Origin of the sequence: Pseudoalteromonas sp. 68 DY56-GL68, from assembly GCF_041414825.1 — a bacterium.
GTDB lineage: Bacteria > Pseudomonadota > Gammaproteobacteria > Enterobacterales > Alteromonadaceae > Pseudoalteromonas.
This window is the reverse complement of record NZ_JAOCZL010000021.1, coordinates 328,404-348,353: the sequence shown is the minus strand read 5'-3', so window position 1 is coordinate 348,353 and position 19,950 is coordinate 328,404. Positions and strand designations below refer to the sequence as shown.

The 19,950-nt window shown below is 40.8% G+C and carries 13 protein-coding genes; 9 read left to right on the top strand and 4 right to left on the bottom strand.

Annotation, left to right across the window (positions count from 1 at the left end):
• Window positions 1-15: 15 nt before the first annotated feature.
• From NYF15_RS16040 to NYF15_RS16000, 9 genes are all read left to right on the top strand, one after another.
• Window positions 16-648 (top strand): outer membrane beta-barrel protein, encoded by a 633-nt coding sequence (locus tag NYF15_RS16040; protein WP_371354097.1) that lies wholly within the window; start codon window positions 16-18, stop codon window positions 646-648.
• A 315-nt stretch (window positions 649-963) separates the two neighbouring features.
• Complete coding sequence (locus tag NYF15_RS16035; RefSeq protein WP_371354218.1) at window positions 964-1,941, top strand: efflux RND transporter periplasmic adaptor subunit; 978 nt, start codon at window positions 964-966, stop codon at window positions 1,939-1,941.
• On the top strand, window positions 1,941-5,018 hold the full coding sequence (locus tag NYF15_RS16030) for an efflux RND transporter permease subunit (protein ID WP_371354096.1): 3,078 nt from the start codon (window positions 1,941-1,943) through the stop codon (window positions 5,016-5,018). Before NYF15_RS16035 ends, NYF15_RS16030 begins: the two co-directional genes overlap by 1 nt.
• 82 nt (window positions 5,019-5,100) lie before the next feature.
• Window positions 5,101-6,999: a DUF294 nucleotidyltransferase-like domain-containing protein gene (locus NYF15_RS16025; protein ID WP_237118599.1), complete on the top strand. Its 1,899-nt coding sequence runs from the start codon at window positions 5,101-5,103 to the stop codon at window positions 6,997-6,999.
• Entirely contained in the window at window positions 6,999-7,706 is a 708-nt protein-coding gene (locus NYF15_RS16020) for a 3'-5' exonuclease (RefSeq protein WP_371354095.1), read from the top strand. The genes NYF15_RS16025 and NYF15_RS16020 overlap by 1 nt, the downstream gene beginning before the upstream one ends.
• A gap of 17 nt (window positions 7,707-7,723) precedes the next feature.
• A complete protein-coding gene (locus NYF15_RS16015; protein WP_371354094.1) occupies window positions 7,724-8,605 on the top strand; it encodes a LysR family transcriptional regulator in 882 nt (293 codons plus the stop codon).
• Window positions 8,606-8,708: 103 nt separating this feature from the next.
• A complete protein-coding gene (locus NYF15_RS16010) occupies window positions 8,709-9,782 on the top strand; it encodes an efflux RND transporter periplasmic adaptor subunit (protein WP_371354093.1) in 1,074 nt (357 codons plus the stop codon).
• A gap of 3 nt (window positions 9,783-9,785) precedes the next feature.
• Entirely contained in the window at window positions 9,786-12,860 is a 3,075-nt protein-coding gene (locus NYF15_RS16005) for an efflux RND transporter permease subunit (protein WP_371354092.1), read from the top strand.
• Between the two features lies 1 nt (window position 12,861).
• Window positions 12,862-14,322: an efflux transporter outer membrane subunit gene (locus tag NYF15_RS16000; RefSeq protein WP_371354091.1), complete on the top strand. Its 1,461-nt coding sequence runs from the start codon at window positions 12,862-12,864 to the stop codon at window positions 14,320-14,322.
• Window positions 14,323-14,389: 67 nt separating this feature from the next.
• On the opposite strand, the gene NYF15_RS15995 is transcribed toward NYF15_RS16000, so the two are convergent.
• The 4 genes from NYF15_RS15995 to pxpB form a co-directional block, all read right to left on the bottom strand.
• On the bottom strand, window positions 14,390-15,967 hold the full coding sequence (locus tag NYF15_RS15995; protein WP_341804291.1) for a BCCT family transporter: 1,578 nt from the start codon (window positions 15,965-15,967) through the stop codon (window positions 14,390-14,392).
• A 341-nt stretch (window positions 15,968-16,308) separates the two neighbouring features.
• Window positions 16,309-17,976: an asparagine synthase B gene (gene asnB, locus NYF15_RS15990; protein WP_371354090.1), complete on the bottom strand. Its 1,668-nt coding sequence runs from the start codon at window positions 17,974-17,976 to the stop codon at window positions 16,309-16,311.
• 349 nt (window positions 17,977-18,325) lie between these two features.
• Window positions 18,326-19,264 (bottom strand): biotin-dependent carboxyltransferase family protein, encoded by a 939-nt coding sequence (locus tag NYF15_RS15985; protein WP_371354089.1) that lies wholly within the window; start codon window positions 19,262-19,264, stop codon window positions 18,326-18,328.
• Window positions 19,261-19,926: a 5-oxoprolinase subunit PxpB gene (gene pxpB, locus NYF15_RS15980; RefSeq protein WP_371354088.1), complete on the bottom strand. Its 666-nt coding sequence runs from the start codon at window positions 19,924-19,926 to the stop codon at window positions 19,261-19,263. Before pxpB ends, NYF15_RS15985 begins: the two co-directional genes overlap by 4 nt.
• Window positions 19,927-19,950 lie beyond the last annotated feature (24 nt).

Genomic DNA, 19,950 nt, shown 5'->3' with positions numbered 1-19,950 from the left:
AAGAGAAGGATATCTATGAAATTAAAGCTTACAACCGCGGCACTATGCCTAATGCCGTTACTGTCGTATGCCAATTCTAATAATGAGTTCAGTTACTTTGGTTTAGCTCTACAAAATAATAATTACGATATCAATTTTATCCCTTCGATAGAGCAAGATTCTTTCGCACCACTAAATTACAGTGATGAGCAGTCAGGTAAAGGCTTTAGAGGTTTTTATGGTTATCAGTTTAACCAATATTTTGCCGTTGAAGTGGGACTAGGCTTACCTGGAGAAGCAAACTTTAATATTTACCGTGATACGGTCAATAATAAAAATGAACCGACCAAGGAGACTGTGTACGAGGGAGATTTTAAAACACTTTCTTTTGATACACGAATTATTGCCACTTACCCAATTACGGGGAGTTTTTTCCTAAGAGCACACGCTGGTGCCTACGTCTGGGACAATGATTTTAGCTACTTACAAGAATCAGCAGAATCTTATAGTGTGGTTGAAAAAAGTGATACCGGAGTATCCTTGTTAACGGGCTTTGGTGTTGGCTATGGTTTTAATGATAACGTAGCGGCTACAATCGACTATGAAAAAACCGACATAGCTGATATCTCAACACAAACAATCGTGGCATCGCTTGTGTTTAGGTTTTAACAGCTCATCTAGTAGTCGCTCGATTTATTTAAAAAGTGAGTAGCCATCGTCATGCTACTCACTTCTCATTATTACTCTTTACTCTTTACTCAGTACCAGTGCTATATCAATTAGCTAATAATATTTTGCTTGCAGCCCTTGATTAATAAGCTTTACCAGCCTTTATAATGACATTAGCCGCACTGAACTGCTATTAATCGAACATATCTTCTTATTGATCACAAAGCTGTTACACTTCGTAACAATTAAAACGATTCTTATTTAGGTGAAATTTTGAAGCTTGGCAGATTTCAATCATGGACATTTTTAGCCTGTATTAGCTTTATAACAGTAGCGCATGCAGCAAATGTTGTCGTACAACCCGTTACATTAGAACAAACAAAACAGCAAATAAAAGCTGTTGGTAACGCTGAGGCAATTCATTCAGTAACACTTTATCCTGCTGTAGGGGATAGAGTTACCCATGTACATTTTAAACCAGGAGACAATGTCGAAAAAGGTGAATTGTTGCTCGAGTTAGATTCTCGCCGTCAAAAAGCAGCCCTTACAGAAGCTCGAATTACATTACAAGATACTGAGCGCACTATGAAGCGATTAGTTGAAAGTCATGCTAGAGGAGCTGTCCCACAAAGTGATCTAGATGATGCTAAAACCTTATTTGAACTGGCTAAAGTTCAGTTAACTCAGGCTGAAACTGAATTAGAAGACCGCCAAGTGCGTGCCCCATTTAGTGGCGTGATGGGTCTTACCGACGTTGAAGTAGGCGATAGGATCACCACCCAAACAGCTATTGCAACGATTGATGACACAACTGAGCTTTACATTAACTTTAATGCCCCAGAGGCCGCAGTTAATGTATTGCGAAGCAAAGGCAGTGTGGAAGTGACTCCTTGGCTTAGCGAGAAAGCTTACGAGGCAAAAATTGCACAATTAGATTCGCGTATAAATGGACAAACGCGCACTTTAAGAACGAAAGCAAAACTTGATAACTCAGCCAAGCAGTTTATGCCAGGGATGAGCTTTCGAGTAAATATAAATATACTTGGTGATGATTTCGCTGTAGTACCTGAAGCTGCCATGATGTGGGGCGCTGCAGGCCCTTATGTGTGGAAAAGTGCTGATAATAAAGCGACCCGTGTTGATGTCAAAATTGAACAACGATTAGCAGGACGTTTACTCGTGTCCGGTGGATTAAAAGAAGGTGATTTACTCGTAACTGAAGGTGTTCAGCGTTTACGACCTGACCAAGAGTTAGTTCATATTAATGATATTAAACTGGCCAAGGAGCAATAATGAAACAGCAACCTATGATGGAAGATTTACCATCAATGGCGATACGTCGGCCAGTATTAATTGTGGTGCTGAATTTGTTGATCATCATTGCTGGTATTGCAGCGATAGCAGGTGTTGAAGTTCGTGAATTACCTGACGTGGATAGACCTCGAATTACTGTTTCAGCCTCATTTCCTGGTGGCTCACCTGAAACTGTTGATACAGAGGTGACCAGTAAGCTTGAAGGAGCTGTAGCAAGGGTAAGTGGCGTTAAGACTATTCGCGCTCAAAGTGAAGAGAATAACGCTCGCATTGTGGTTGAGTTTCGACCTGGCATAAATTTAGACGATGCAGCAAATGAAACCCGAGAATCAGTCGCGCGTGTTCAGCGTGAATTACCTGAGGAAGTTGAACGTGTATCTATAATAAAAGCCGATAACGATGCCGAAGCGGTTGTATCGTTAACGGTATCAAGCGACAGCTTGTCACTTGAGGCGTTAACTGAGCGCGTTGATGTCGATTTAGCACCTCAGTTTTTAACTATTCCTGGAGTTGCTGATGTACGCTTAAACGGTGATCGTGAACGCGTATTACGTGTTCGAATAGACCCACTCAAACTGAGTAGCTTTAATCTAACTGTGCCTGATATTGCTAACGTGCTTCGCCAAGCGCCTTTTGACGTACCAGCGGGAAGTTTAAAGTCGAGCGATCAACAAGTGATCGTGCGTGCCGATGCAACGTCTATTTCTGCAGAGCAGGTAGCCGATATTATTGTTCGTGATGATACTCGAATTGGTGATGTCGCTGCGGTGTATTTTGGCCCTGCAGATCCGCGCTCATTTGTAAGACTCAATGGCACGCCAGTGATTGGTATGGAAATTATTCGCCAAGCACAGTCAAATACTATCGAAATATCTGATGAAGTTCTTAGCTTAATTGAAGGAATGCGCGAACGTTTTCCTGAAATGGAGTTTACGCTTACCTCTGATGACGCACAGTTTATTAGAAGCTCCGTTGATGAGGTTATCAACTCTTTATTACTGACAGTGTTGCTGGTGGTGATTACGCTTTGGGTGTTTATTGGCTCATGGCGAGCAACCCTTGTTCCTGCCTTTGCAATACCTGTGGCATTAATTGGATCGCTCGCGCTTATTTGGGCACTAGGTTTTTCGATTAATATTTTAACTTTATTGGCGTTAGTGTTAGCAACAGGTCTAATTGTTGATGATGCGATTGTGGTGAGTGAAAACATACAGCGGCAACGTGGTTTAGGGTTGGGTAGGCGTGCAGCAGCGGTTATTGGCACCCGTGAAGTATTTTTTGCAGTAGTAGCAACGACCGCAGTACTTGCCGCAGTATTCGTGCCTATTGCTTTTTTACCTTCAACAGCAGGGCGACTGTTTAGAGAATTTGGTGGGGTACTAGCCGGTGCAGTGATTATTTCCAGCTTTGTGGCCCTTTCATTAGTACCTGCATTGACCTCAAAGCTGAAATTAAAGCAAGGTGGTTTTCATCCTTTCGCTAAATTGGGACATGGTTTAGCAGCAATATATAAACGCTCTATTCATGGTGTGCTTGAACATGCGTGGTTAACATTTTTTGCGTGTTTATTGGTTGCTGCAGGCTCTGGTGCACTTTATTTCAATTTAGATAATGAGTTATTACCGACAGAAGATCGCGGCAAAATTAGGATTTTTGCCCGTGGCCCAGATGGGGTTGGCCTTAATTTTATGGATAGGCAAGCTGTGCAGATGGAAGATATTTTATTACCTTATGTTGAAAGCGGAGAAATTGAGTCAATTTATACTGTAGTTGGGCAGTGGGATCCTAACATCGTATTCATTACAGTTCCGTTAAAACATTGGGATGAACGTCATTTTAGTCAGCAAGAAATTATTGATAAAATTCGCGAACCATTGGGTAATATTCCAGGCGCGGCGGGTTATCCTGGTGGCTCAAATAGCTTGAACTTACGTGGTCAAGGTGGGGGAATCGAGCTTGCATTACTTGGCCAAGATTATTTAGAGATATTTAAAGCTGCACAAGACTTCTCTGCTGAAATTGAAAAAGCGATGCCAGCTGTTGCCCCTGTGCGTATTTCGTATCAGCCATCGCAGCCACAATTGCGGGTTAATATTGATAGGCGCCGTGCTGAAGAATTAGGGGTATCGCTCAGTGATATATCAGTGACGCTACGAGCGGCAATTAATGGTGATGATATCGCCGATTTAAACATTGGTGACCAATCAATCCCAATTATGCTGCAAGCTCAAAACCAAACAATAACGAACCCTGATGATTTAGCCAATCTATATGTTGGTACGCGCGATGGCGAGCTAGTACCACTTAGCAGCGTCGCAACTATAACGGAAGAGGGTGTTGCTGCAGAGCTTGAGCGCCATGCACAGCGTAGAGCCATTGAGCTTAGTATGGAGTTACCTGAAGATGTGACAATCGCTGAGCTGGTTACTAAAATTCGTGAAATTTCGCAGCAAAGTTTACCAAGCGGTATTAGCCTTGCGTTCAAAGGTGAAGCCCTTACCTTTGAAGAAACCGCCAATGAAGTACTTATAACCTATGTTCTAGCATTCTTAATTGTTTTACTTGTGTTGGCAGCCCAGTTTGAGAGCGTTAATAGTGCTATAGTGGTAATGATAACCGTACCATTTGGTATTACATCGGCAATATTAGCCCTGTATTTAACGGGTACTTCATTGAACATTTACTCGCAAATTGGTTTAGTGATGCTGATTGGTTTGATTGCTAAAAATGCGATTTTACTGGTGGAATTTGCTGACCAGCTACGGGATCAAGGCCGCTCCGTTAGAGTTGCAGTTGAAGAAGCCGCTTTAGTGCGTTTACGACCTATTGCCATGACATTAGTCTCAACTTTACTGGGTGCTTTACCGCTCATTCTTTCAACGGGGGCGGGAGCCGAAGCACGAAATGCAATAGGCTGGGTTGTATTTGGAGGCTTAGCACTTGCTGTGTTATTTACGCTTTATTTAACCCCTGTTATTTACCTCGGTTTAGCGCGTTTTACTAAACCAAGAGGGGATGAGTCTAAACTACTTGCCGATGAGCTTGAAAAAGCTTAATTTATTAAAATCGGCTATTTTTCTTTGAAAAAATAGCCGATTACGCTCACAATCAAGAAAAAGTTTCTGACTAGGTACGCATATGCAAGCCGAACACATCGATATTGCCCAATTTTTGAAAGATCACGCTCCTTTTGATGATCTCCCTGATGAGGCCATTAATAAACTCGCATCACAAGTTGAAATTGCTTATTTTCGCGCAGGTACACAAATATTAAATTATGGCGAAGATATCGCTGATTTATACGTTATTCGTACCGGTGCGGTTGAAATGTATCGTCGTGACGGAGATTTGTATAACCGTTTAACTATTGGCGGTATTTTTGGGCAAATGGGTTTGCTAATGAATCGCAAAGTTCGGTTTCCAGCAAAAGCACTTGAAGACACACTTGTTTACTGTATCAATGTAGAGTTATTTAACCAGTATTGTGACCAGTTTGAACCCTTTGCGGACTTTTTTGAAGCTGATGGTAATGTGCGCTTACATCAAGCAATCGTTGAGCAAGCTGATAGTAACGACTTAACTACAGCCAAGGTAAAATCTTTATTGCACCGTGATGTTGTAACGGTTGCCAAAGATGCAACAGTTCAAATGGTGGCGCAGGTGATGACACAAGAGTCGGTTTCGTCAGTTCTAGTCACCGATGCAGACAAACCTATTAGTGATGACCCCGATGATGATGATGGCCAAGTAGTGGGGATCATTACCGATAGAGACTTACGCTCAAGTGTAATTGCAAAAGGGCTGAGTTATGAGTCACATGCTCAGCAAATAATGCAAACAGATTTAGTACTCCTTGATAGCAATGCGTATGTATTTGAAGCCGTTCTTGCGATGCTTAGAGACAACATTCATCACTTGCCCATTGTGGTAAAGAAAAAGCCTATAGGTGTTATTTCATTATCCGATATTTTACGCTATGAGTCGCAAAGTAGCTTGTTATTAGTGCGCGGTATATTAGCACAGCAGTCGGTGGAAGATTTAGCTCATTATGCAAGGCAACTGCCGAGTGTGTTTGTACGTATGGTGAATGAAGATGCCAATTCACATATGATTGGTACGGCAATGGCTGTAATTGGGCGCACATTTAAACAACGCTTGCTTGATTTAGCTGAAGAGCAATTTGGCCCACCGCCTGTTCCATATTGTTTTATTGCATTAGGGTCTATGGCACGAGATGAGCAGTTAATTGTGACCGACCAAGACAATGCCATTATTCTTGATAATAGTTTTGATGAGTCTTTGCACGATGATTATTTCCAAAAGCTCGCTGATTTTGTCTGTGATGGCTTGGCTGAGTGTGGTTATAAGTACTGTGATGGTGAAATTATGGCGTCATTTAAAAAGTGGCGTTTAACACGAGAGCAATGGCAAGAACAATTTGCAGGCTGGATAGCAGAGCCTAAGCCTCAAGCTTTATTACACAGTTCTATATTTTTTGATTTGGACGGCGTTTACGGCAAAACCAAATGGGCTGATGAATTAAAGCGTTTTATTGCAAAAGAAGGGCGTAGCAATAAACGATTCTTAGCCAATATGGCAGCTAATGCGCGTAACCGAACCCCACCTTTAGGCTTTTTTAAAGATTTCGTTTTAGAGCACAATGGTCAGCACAAGCGTTCTATGAATTTGAAACGCCGTGGGACAGCACCTTTGTCTGATGTTATACGTGTACATGCACTGGCAATTGGTAGTAGAAAGCAAAATTCATTTGAGCGCATTGAAGATATTATCGATGCAAAGCTTCTTCCCGAAGGCAAAGCGCAAGACTTACGAGATGCCCTTGAATATATCGCTATGATCCGTATTCGACATCAAGCATGGCAAATTGAAATGCTCGATGAAGAACCTGATAACGATTTAGAGCCACATTTGCTATCACCTTTTGAGCAGCGAAACTTAAAAGAGGCGTTCGCTATCTTAGATAAAGCGCAAAACTTCTTAAAATTTCGCTACTCAGCCAATTCAGGAATGAAATAATGGCTGCTCACCCTTCAAAAATTGATTGGCCGAAGCGTTATGAGCTGTTAGCTGAAAAAAGTACGCACCCAGTGATTAAAAGTTTTTATCAATCAGCTGTATCAAATGGCAGTTTACCAATTAGTGAAGTGCCATTGGTCGCGTTAGATTTTGAGACGACCGGTCTAAATTTTGATAAAGATGATATTGTTAGTGTGGGGTTAGTCCCTTTTACATCAAAACGAATTTATTGCAAAGACAGCGCCCATTGGCTCGTCCAACCGCAGCAAAAGTTAGATGAAGAGTCTATTGTTATACACGGAATAACACACTCTGAGCTCAAACATGCCCCTGATTTTTCGTCAATTATGGAGCCGGTACTTGAGGCTTTAACAGGTAAAGTCATCGTGGTTCATTTTGCGCCAATTGAAAGGCACTTTTTGTATCAGGCAATGATGTCACGCGTTAATGAAGGGGTAGAATTTGCCGTTATTGATACATTAGAGCTTGAAAGAAGGGCTCTGAAGGCAAAGCAGGGATTACTAGGTCGGTTATTTAACTCCAAACTTGGCTCGGTAAGGTTAGCTGATTCACGAACACGCTATTCTTTACCCGCATATCAAAATCATAATGCTTTAAATGACGCCATAGCAACCGCCGAGCTATTACAAGCGCAACTCGCTTACCATTACCGACCAGATACTGAATTGTCTCAACTCTGGTTTTAGCTCAGTAAGGAGCAATTGTGAAAATAGATGATATTAAGCTTTTTATGCTGGTGGTTGAGCTACAAAGCTTTTCAAGTGCTGCAGAAGCGCTAAATCTACCAAGATCAACTGTGAGCAGACGAATTAGTGAACTGGAAACACAGCTGAGTGCCAAGTTACTAATTAGAACAACACGTAATCTAACGCTAACGACCACGGGGTTAGATTACTACAACAATATGTTGAATATTATTCCTCAACTTGATAAAGCGAATGAAGTTGTAAGAACTCAAAGTCACAGTCCAACAGGGCGTATAAAAATAGGTTTTTTAAATGAATCAGACATTCTTTGTCATGATATTTTGCAGGGTTTTTTACGTCAATATCCGAACATTCAGATCGAAACTCACCTAAGTAGCTTGGGTTACCATGACATTATCAGCTATGGTTTAGATGCCAGCATTCATATTGGACCAATAGCAGACAGCTCCTTTGTAGCGCGCCAAATCAAGCCTTTTAAACGTAAGTTATATGCGGGCAGGCAATACATTGAAAAGTTTGGTAAACCTAAGTCGTTAAATGAGCTTCAAGATCATTCTATAATTTTACTGCGTTGGCCTGATGGTCGGCTAGAAAATACCCTGCAATTTCAAACTGAAAGTGTAGTCGTAAACAGCCAATTAATTGTTAATAACTCCTATTTTATAAGGCATAGCGTATTAGCTGGCTCAGGAATAGCATTGATGCCTGAGATTGTTGTGAAAGATGCCCTAGCCGCTGGGGAAGTCGTTGACATACTGCCAGAATACGAAACTATGATTGAGGATATCTGGTTAGTTTACCCAAGTAGGCAGGGTACTTCTCATGCCGCTAGGTTATTTATTGATTATTTCTTAGATCAAGTAAACAAGTGGCAGTAATTGTCTCAATAAATGGAATAGTGTTTGCCGCTATAGGCTAATTATCTCACTATTATTAAATAATATAATCGCTTTCCCAAAACAACATATGGAAAGCTATATTATGAATAGTTTAAAAACTTTATCTATCTTAGCTGTGGCAATCGGGGTAACGGGTTGCCAAGCTGAACTTAAAACACCAGAAAAACCACTTAGACCAGTCAATGTTGTTCAATTAGAGCATAAGGAAAACTACAGAAATTTCAGGCTTAGTGGCGTAATACAATCACAAAAGCAGGCTGATTTGTCGTTCCGCGTTGCTGGTAAAGTTGAAAATATATTTGTAAACGAAGGCCAGTTTGTCAGAAAAGGTCAAATACTTGCGTCGTTAGATAGCCATGATTTTGAAGTGCAAGTCAGTGAGTTGCAAGCACGCTTAGATGAAGCCGTTGCGAGTAAAGAGCTGGCAGGGCTTGAGCTTTCTCGTATTCGCAATGCCAGTAAAGATGGCGCAATAGCAAGTATAAAGCTAGACCGTGCTGAAACTATGTATAGCCGTGCAATTGCTAATGTAAAATTAGTTACACAAGCCCTGCAAAAAGCAGAAGACTCGCTACGTTATACCAACCTTAAAGCCCCATTTGATGGTGTTGTCGCACAGATTGCTATTGATTCATTTGAACAAACATCACCACAATTTTCTGTTTTAACCCTTCATCAACCAGATTTACTCGAAGCGGTCACTGATGTGCCAGAAGGCGCTATTAATGAAATTGCACTTGGTATGCCTGCACAGATTAATTGGCATGGGCACGATAATTCTTTATCAGCGACCGTGACGGATATAGCAAGCGTACCACATCAGCTTAAACGCACTTATGAAGTCACTTTTGGAGTTAAAAACCCGAATAACGAGCCGCTTTTTTCCGGAAAGCCTGTATACGTAGACCTTAATATTGTAGATGAAGAAGGTAAGTTCTGTGTTCCTACGCAAGCACTGGTGCAACAATCAGTAAATAGTTTTGTGTTTAAAGTAGAAGGGAATACCGTTCAAAAGCTACCGGTTGAGATAACAAACCAAAAACAATCGGTTGTGTGCATAGATGGTAAGTTAAAGCGTGGCGATTATATCGTTACTTCAGGCAGTGCATTTGTTGAAGATGGTCAGCAAATAAGTTTTGTTCAAGAGGTGAAGTAAGCTATGAATTTATCTACTTTCGCACTTCGCCAACGAACATTTGTGATTTTTTTCACAATACTTTGCATGATTGCTGGTGTTTACTCTTATTTTGACTTGGGTAAGTTAGAAGATCCCACTTTTACCGTTAAAAGTGCGGTTGTTGTTACGCTTTATCCTGGTGCATCAGCCGAGGAAGTTGAGCAGCTCGTAACGGACAAAGTTGAAACGCGGCTGCAAGAAATGGGGTCACTTTGGAAGCTTCGTTCGTTATCTCGCCCAGGAAGCTCAATGATTTTTGTTGACCTCAAAGAAAGCTATTCTTCTGAAGAGTTACCCCAACAATGGGACTTGTTAAGACGAAAAGTTCAAGATGTTAAATTAGAGCTACCGATTGAAGCTCAAATATCGGTAGTGCAAGATGAATTTTCTGAAGTTTATGGGATGTTGTTTGCAGTCTATGGTGACGACATTCCAATGCATCAACTAGATGATTATTCGAAAGAATTGCAACGTCGAATTAAAGCTGTTGATGGCATTAAAAAAGTACAATTACATGGTGTGCGTAAACAGGTTGTCAATATTGCTGTAAGCGATACAAAGTTAGCACAAAGTAATATCTCTATGTTGCAGCTTGTTGATCAACTTAATGCTCAAACAAGCCCAGTGAATGGTGGAGACTTTGATATTGGCAAAGAGAATATTCGTGTTGAGCAAACAGGCCAATATCAAAATCTTGCTGACATACAAAATTTAATGATTCGTACAGGTATCAATGAGCTTAAAGATAGTTCTGGAGTCGTACGTCTTGGTGATATTGCCACTGTTACTATGGGTTATGAAACACCAATCAATACAGCTAGCCGTTTTAATGGTCAACAGGCAGTTACACTGGCTGTTAGCCCAGAAAATGGCATAAATGTCGTTAATATTGGTGATGAGTTAAAATCTGTACTTGCAGATTTTGAATCTGAACTGCCTATTGGTGCAAGTGTTGGCATCATTGCTTACCAGCCTGATGAGGTTACAAAATCAATCAACAACTTTGTCGCTAATTTAATTGAAAGTGTCGTAATTGTGGTTGTTGTGCTGTTCATTTTTATGGGCTGGCGCAGCGCGACAATTGTTGGTGTTAGTCTATTTTTAACTATTTTATTTACATTAGTGTATATGAATATGACTAATGTTGATCTTCAGCGTGTGTCACTTGGTTCATTTATTCTTGCCTTGGGTATGTTAGTTGATAATGCGATTGTAATTGTTGATTTATTTGTCGCTAAGTTAAAGCAAGGCATTCAAAGAACAGAAGCCGTTAGAGAGTCCATTTCAGAAATGGCTTGGCCATTATTAGGCGCAACAGTTATTGCGGCGATGGGAACAACGCCAGTGCTGTTTTCACAGACAGACTCTGCCGAGTTTTCTTTATCAATAGTGCAAGTGTTATGTAGCTCATTATTGCTCTCGTGGGTTGTAGCAATGATAGTTACGCCACTACTATGTTGGGCGTTTATTCGTGTAGATAACAACCACACAAAGCAGAAAGAATCTAAGGTCATGGCAGGGTATCGCAAAGCAGTTAACTGGACTGTCGATAATCCTAAAAAAGCAGTTTTAATGGTCGTTCCTTTGCTTGTTGCAACACTCCTCGCGGCGCCAATGCTAAAAGTAAACTTTATGCCAAGCTCAGACCGTGCAATTGTGTTTTTAGATTACTGGCTACCTAATGGTGGTCGAAGTGATGTTGTTTCTGAGGACATGAAAAAAGTTGAACAATGGTTACTCGCACAGCCAGAAGTAAAAAGTATTTCAAGCTACATTGGTGAAAGTGCGCCCCGTTTTTCTGTAACAGTTGAGCCAGAGCCCCTGGATTCAAGCTATGGGCAAATCCTCATTAATACACAAGATTTTGCAGGCATAGCACCATTAGTTGAGCGAGGCGACCAATGGTTAGCTGCTGAGTTTGCACATGCTGAACCGCGCTTTAGAGATTTAAAATTAGCGACGAAGGATAAGTATTCAATTGAAGTTAGATTTGAAGGGCCGGATCCAGAAGTATTAAAGCAACTGTCAAAACAAGCGAAAGACATTATGAGCTCACATCCAAATACCAAGTATGTACGTGATGATTGGCGTCAAGAAAGTAAGGTTCTTGTTCCAATTATAAATCAAGAAGCGGCAAGGCTTGCGGGTGTAAACCGTACTGATATCGCAAGAGCACTTAACCAAGCTTCTGAAGGTATGCAAATAGGTTCCTTGAGTCAAGGTGATGACTTAATCGCAATTAAGCTAATCAATAGCGATAGTAGTATTGAGCAGCTTGATAATATTCCAGTGAGATCATTACTTTCAAGCCATAGTGTGCCACTTGGGCAAGTTGTTGATGATATACAAATAAAAGGCGAGCAAAGTGTTATTTGGCGTCGAAATCGTCAACCAGCCATTACTGCACAGGCGGGTGTAGTTAATGCAACTCCTGCATCAGTACGTTCTGAATTAGCACCTCAAATAGAGTCGATGACTTTACCTAAGGGCTACAGCATGCATTGGGGAGGAGAGTATTATGATGAAAAACGCTCGATTGATGATCTTTTAGAGCAGAACCCTAAAGCGACAGTATTAATGCTGCTTATTTTAGTGGCCATGTTCAATGCATACCGTCAGCCACTGATCATTTTTATCACTCTACCACTTGCAAGTATTGGGATTATTTGGAGCTTAATTGCATTAGATAAACCATTTGGCTTCATGAGTATTGTCGGCATGATTTGTCTGTCAGGCATGATTATTAAAAACGGTATTGTACTAATGGATCAAATTGAGCTTGAGCGAAAAAATGGCAAACGTATTGTTAATGCAGTGAAAGATGCAACTCTCAATCGTACTATGGCAATTTCAATGGCTGCGTTGACAACGGCACTTGGCATGATTCCATTATTAACAGACAAGTTATTCGACCAAATGGCCGCCACTATAATTGGAGGGTTGATGGCCGCTTCTGTTTTATCACTGTTTATTATGCCTGCACTATATCGTTTGTTTTATGCGAAAGAAGAGCGATTAGAAAAGCAACTGCAACACGATAAAGGCGAGGAGTATTAAAATGAAAAAGCTAACATTAACAATCATTTCATCAGCATTACTTATTAGTGGCTGCTCTATGACGCCAGATTATGAAAGACCAGACGTGAGTGTTGCTGATGTGTATTTAAATGCATCAAATTCGAAAGAGATACAACAGCAATTAACACAGCAGAATTGGTGGCATAAATTTGCTGATGAACAACTTATTGAGCTTGTTGAGGATGTTCAACAGCAGAACATTAATATTAAACAAGCCAGTGAGAGGATTAACGCAGCGAATGCTTATCATCAATCAGTCGCGTCGTATAAAGTTCCGACTCTTTCTTTAAGTGCAGGTGTGGTTGATTTACGGTTTAGTGAAAATGAAGCCGTTGCCGGTGGGTTAATTGGTGATATTGCCTTACCAGACAGTTTTGGTGGGGGCTATATCTCCGGTGCCAGTAGAGATAGTAAAGATCATTTTGTCGGTTTAAATGCCAGCTGGGAGCTAGATATATTCGGACGTATAGAGAGTATGTCTGCCGCTGCAAAAATTAGAGCTGAACAAGCAGAGGTTATGAAAACAGCTGTCAATACAGCTGTTACAGCTGATGTTATTAACAACTATTTGCAGTACCGAGGCGCGCAATCTCGCCTTGCTATTGCTCAGCAAAATGTAGTGCAACAAGAACAGTCTTTAGCGCTCGTTAGATCATTATTTGAAAATGGTTATAGCTCTGAATTAGATATTGCCAATGAAAAAACAATGCTCGCGACGACTAAATCTGCACTCTTGCCACTTAAAACAGCGCAGCAAGTTCACCTGAATCGCATTGCTATTTTGCTTGGTGAGTCTGTGAACCAAACTAAATTGAGATTTACTGATGCACCATTACCACAAATGCAAGGGCTGGTGCCAACAGGGTTACCTTCACAACTACTGACAAGACGTCCCGATATCGCACTGGCGGAGCGAGAAATTGCTGCCAAAAATGAAGAGGTGGGTGCGGCTATCGCTGCTAAATACCCAAGCCTTTTCCTTACTGGTGCGCCAAGCTTTGTAGCGGGTGACTTTGATGATCTTATTAATTCGGATTCAATATCTTGGTCATTAGGCGCTGGAGTAAGTTGGAATATATTTGATGGCGGCCGAGCTCAGGCCATGGTTGATATGCAAAAAGCCAATTTTAAACAGTCAGTGTTAAGCTATCAGCACACTGTTAATGCTGCATTTAATGAAGTTGAAACAACGCTCTACGCGTATGCGAATGCTCAGCAATTCAATACTCAAATTTCAAAAGCTGTTAGTCATGCTGAAATGGCATTGGATAAAGCAAGAGTTTTGTATCGTGATGGTTTAATTGATCATATTTCAGTTCTAAATGCGCAAAAACAGAACAACCAACTAAAAGATGCAGAAGTTTTAGCTAGATTAAACACTTCAACCACAGTCGTAATGTTACACAAAAGCTTAGGAGGGGATTGGCAGATAAAAAAATAGTTTAAGATATTCCATATGTTGAAACAAAACCCAACAAGAACTGACTCTCCTGTTGGGTTTTTATTTTTTATCGTCCTCTTGGCTCAGTTCTTAAACCAAGCAGCAAGCTCACACACATTAACAGCAGTACTACGGTGAAAGGTAAGCCTGTTGATACAGCGCCAGCTTGTAATGCCTCGATAGCTTGCGTGCCGCCAATCCAAACTAGAGCAGCAGCAATTGCGCCTTCAATGGTCGCCCAGAAAATGCGCTGTGGTACAGGTGCATCAACCTTACCGCCTGCGGTAATCGAATCGATAACTAATGAACCTGAATCAGAAGAAGTGATAAAGAACACGAGTACCAGCACAATTGCAATGAATGAAAGCACTTGTGACATAGGTAATGCTTCAAACATTTGGAACATAGCCAGTGGTACATCAGTTAAGCCTTTTTCACCTAGTACACCCACTTTATCCACCACTTGTTCAATAGCGATACCACCATAAATTGACATCCAGAAGATAGTCACAACGGTAGGCACAAGTAATACGGCAATTAAGAACTCACGAATTGTACGTCCTTCAGATACGCGCGCAATGAACATACCTACAAACGGTGACCATGAAATCCACCAAGCCCAGTAGAATACAGTCCAGCCATGCATCCAGGTTTCATCTTCACGGCCATGCGGGTTACTCAGTGGAATAATGTTTTCAACATAACCCATTACCGTATTAGGAAGGTTGCCAAATGCTGCAGAAAAACCAACAAGTGCAACAAATACAAGTAATACAAAAGCGATAAGCATGTTTACGTTACTAAGCAGTTTTACACCGCCGTCAATACCGCGAACTACAGAAATCACAGCAAGTAACGTCACACCAACAATAACGCCAATTTGTAAGCCAATGCCGCTATCGGTTCCAAATACATGATTAATACCTGCAGCCGCTTGTTGTGCCCCTAAACCAAGAGACGTTGCAAGACCAAATAGCGTGGCAAGTACAGCTAGAATATCAATAAGGTGGCCAGGCCAGCCCCACGCTTTGTCGCCTAAAATAGGGTAAAAAATTGAACGAATAGATAGCGGCAGACCTTTGTTATAGCAAAAGAATGCGAGCGAAAGCGAAACAACCGCGTAAATTGCCCAAGGGTGTAAACCCCAATGGAACATAGTTGCACCCATTGCTAGTTTGGCAGCTTCTGGGGTGTTAGCTTCAACGCCGAGTGGTGTTTCATACCAGCCTGTAAAGTAGGCAACGGGCTCAGCTACGCCCCAAAACATTAAGCCAATACCCATACCTGCAGCAAATAGCATTGCCAGCCATGAAATACGAGAGTGGGTTGGTCGCGCTTCTTTACCACCAAGTCGGATATTACCGTAAGGAGACACAATCAACGCCAAGCAAAACAATACGAATAAGTTTGCTGACCACATAAAAAAGCCATCAAAATTATTAATAATGTCATTCTTTATACCGTCAAGGGTTGCTTTGGCCGTTTCGGCGTCAGAAATGAGTGTAGCCACTAAAAATAGCGCAATTAAGCCTGCACTAATACCAAATACGGGGTTGTGCACATCAAAGCCCCATTTTTGTACATTGTCCTGACCGACAGTGTAATCTGTATTGTCGATACTGTACTTGTCATGATGTTCGCTCATGAATACCTCTTGTTGTAATTTTATTTAGCAGATAGCTAAACGGCCGGTAGGCACACAAATTAGCTATATCAGTATTTTTACGTTCGAAATTTAAAAATAGTTTGAATACTAATCATAATAGTGCCCATGATTAATCTTTAGTGTAGGAGGTCGTACACAAATGTAAATGCTTTTGTCCCTAAATATCCGAATAAATACAGTTTTTTAGCTTGTTTGAATGTAATTTAAACAGTTATGGCGCAGGTAGATAATTATTTGATGACAGTGAAATTTTCGAGAAGCTAATTTGTTACGTTAGTTAAATTGCTGCAAGTGGTGACTTGCAGCATAATATCAAAAGCTTATTTTTTGTACGCGTCGTTGTGAACCCCAGCAGCACGACCAGAAGGGTCAGCATTGTTTTGGAATGATTCATCCCAAGCTAGAGCTTCAGGTGTTGAACATGCAACAGACTTTCCATGGGGAACACATTTAGCTGCAGCATCACCAGGGAAGTGTTCTTCAAAAATACTACGATAGAAATAGGCTTCTTTAGAATCAGGCGTATTAATCGGATATTTATACTTCGCATTGGCAAGATCTTGATCGCTTACTTGCTCATTCACATACTCTTTTAAAGTATCAATCCAGTTATAACCTACGCCATCAGAAAATTGCTCTTTTTGACGCCAAAGCACTTCGTCTGGCAGGTAGCCGTCGAACGCTTCACGAATAATGTGTTTTTCGATTTTACCGTCTTTACACATTTTCGCTTCAGGGTTAATACGCATTGCGACATCAACAAATTCTTTATCTAAGAATGGCACTCGCGCTTCAACGCCCCATGCAGCCATTGATTTATTAGCGCGTAAGCAGTCAAACATATGAAGCTTAGACACTTTACGATTGAGCTCTTCATGGAACTCTTGTGCATTTGGTGCTTTATGGAAGTATAAATAACCACCGAATAATTCGTCAGCACCTTCACCCGACAACACCATTTTAATACCCATGGCTTTGATTTGGCGTGCCATTAAATACATAGGTGTTGAGGCGCGGATGGTTGTTACGTCATACGTTTCGATGTGGTAAATCACTTCACGCAGTGCATCAATGCCTTCTTGAATAGTAAAGTGAATAGGGTGATGAACCGTGCCAATCATATCAGCTACTTTTTGTGCCGCAGCTAAGTCAGGTGAACCTTCAAGCCCAACCGAAAATGAATGCAGCTTTGGCCACCATGCATCAGACTCGTCGTTATCTTCAATCCGTTTTGCAGCAAAGCGTTGCGTTATAGCAGAAATAACCGATGAATCTAAACCACCAGATAGTAATACACCATAAGGAACATCACACATTAATTGACGTTTAACCGCAGCTTCAAGACCTTGTTTTACATCACTTGCTTTTGCATCGTTATCTTTTACTGCATCATAGCTTTGCCAATCGCGGGCGTAGTACTTTCGTAATTGACCATCTTTGCTCCATAAGAAGTGCCCAGGAGGGAACTCTTCAATATGTTTACAAATTGGCGAAAGTGCTTTTAATTCTGAGGCTACATAAAAGTTACCATGCTCATCATGACCCGTATAAAGCGGAATAATACCGATATGGTCACGGCCTATTAAATAGGCATCTTGCTCTTCGTCGTATAAACAAAACGCAAAAATACCATTTAAATCGTCTAAAAACTCAGGACCTTTTTGCTTGTATAAAGCCAATATGACTTCACAGTCTGATTGCGTTTGAAAAGTAAAATCGCTTTCTAGATTTGCAGCTAACTCTTTGTGGTTATAAATTTCACCATTAACAGCAAGTATATTAGTACGTTCAGGGTTATACAGTGGTTGGGCACCACTTGATACACCTACGATAGCAAGGCGTTCATGAACTAAAATCGCTTTATCAGACGAATATACGCCAGACCAATCTGGCCCGCGGTGTCTTAAAAGTTTTGACATCTCAATTGCTTGACCACGCAATTGTGTGGGATCAGATTTAATATCTAATACACCAAAAATTGAACACATAGTGACTCCTCATTCCTATTATGTGTGCAGTTAACATAAATTTAAAACTGCGAACCTTTGTTTTAACAGAAATAATTACCTAAGTCACACAGGTTTTCTAAATATTTAAGAATAAAATATGCACCATAATAGGTGAGCGTTGCACCAAAATGATCAATAACTATTTTGCAATAAGCTCATAGACAATGGATAAATCGGAAATCGCTCTATATCCAAAAGCGAGCAGCTATTTTTTTAGTTAATCTTTGCACTGGTTTTGTGCAGTAGACTGGTTAAATAATTTGTGCTGGTGATCTTGTGTATACAAGATCTATAAATTGAGCAGCACAGAGGGGTGCTGCTCACTATTTTACTGTTTATTTTTATATTCTAGAGCAATTTTTAATTGATTTAGATGAGAAGTTAGCTTTTGTTGTGCTTTAGTTGCCTCATTTAAACTGACGAATTCAAAGTGTAAAAAATCCCCCGGTTTTAATTGGGCAAAGTGTCTTAAATCAGCCTCAATAACTGTACCTAGTAATGGATAACCACCGGTTGTTTGAGCATCATTTAAAAGAACAATAGGCTCGCCACTCGGTGGCAACTGGATACTACCAGGCATGACTGCCATAGAAGGTAATGATAAACCATGTTCTAATTTGCATTCATCACTACTTAACCTCGCTCCCATGCGGTTACTACTGGGCGAAATATGCCATGAATGATTAATAAATTTGTCGATGCTTTGCTCTGGCAGTAATTTATTGTGAGGGCCTTCATAAACACGTATGTGTGTACTTTTTGGTGGAAGCATCGCACCTAAACCAATTTTGGTTTTGTACTGTGGTGTTATGTCTATGCTGTCACCAGGGTTTAAAGCGTTACCATGTAAACCACCAAACTTAGCGGTTAAATCGGTAGAGTAAGAGCCTAATATAGGCGTTGGTAATTGCCAAATACCACCTATAGCAAGGTAGCTTCGAAATCCATGTCGTGCAGCATTAAGTTTTAATACATCGCCTTTTTTTATGTAATAACTCCAGCCTGGTTGAAGAGGGTTACCATTGACTGTAGCTTTCATATCCGTGCCGTGTAGGGCAATGTAGTAATCATTATCGAATTTAATTTCGGCAAGACCTAACGTGATTTCAAGTACAGGGCAATTATCAGGGTTACCGACTAGTCGGTTACAAATAATTTGTGCATATGGGTCGATACAACCTGATTGACCAATACCTAAATGTCTTGAACCTGTGCGTCCTTGATCTTGTATAGACATTTGCATACCCGGTTTAACAACGGTGATCACGATAGCACCTCCTTGATTGTAAACTCGATGGTATCACCTGGCGCAAAAGCGCAAGGAGAGGGAGCATTAATATCAAATAATTTAAAGTCGGTGTGACCTATAATTTGCCAGCCACCTGGCGAAGTTTCTGGGTAGATACCAGTTTGTTCACCGCCAATAGCAACTGAGCCTTTAGGAACAGATGTACGAGGATCGCTACGTCTCGGTGTGTATAACTTTTTATCTAAACCACTTAGATAGGCAAAGCCTGGCTGGAATCCTAAAAATAATACATGGTAGGTGCCACTACTATGTAATTGTACTACATCATCCACGCTTAGGTTGTGATAGTGTGCAACATGCTTAATGTCAGGGCCATGAACTCCACCGTAACGTGTCGGTAACTGATGGTGGGTAGAGTTAAATTTTAATGATGAGACTTCAAGCCAGTGCTCATTCAAAGCTGATAACCAATATTGACGTCTTAAAGGATCGTTTAAATATAAAGTCAGATTATTGTTTGCCGGCACTACATCAATAAAATCACCAGATTGTTGGCAGAGTTGTGCTAAAGCCCAGACTTTTTTTTGTGTTTCTAGAATTGTCTGTTCTGAATGACTTACATCAAAATAAATGCAGTGAGTGGTAAGTACAGTAATCGATGGCGAGCTGTATGTAGTCATTGCATCCCAATTTAAAAGTGATTA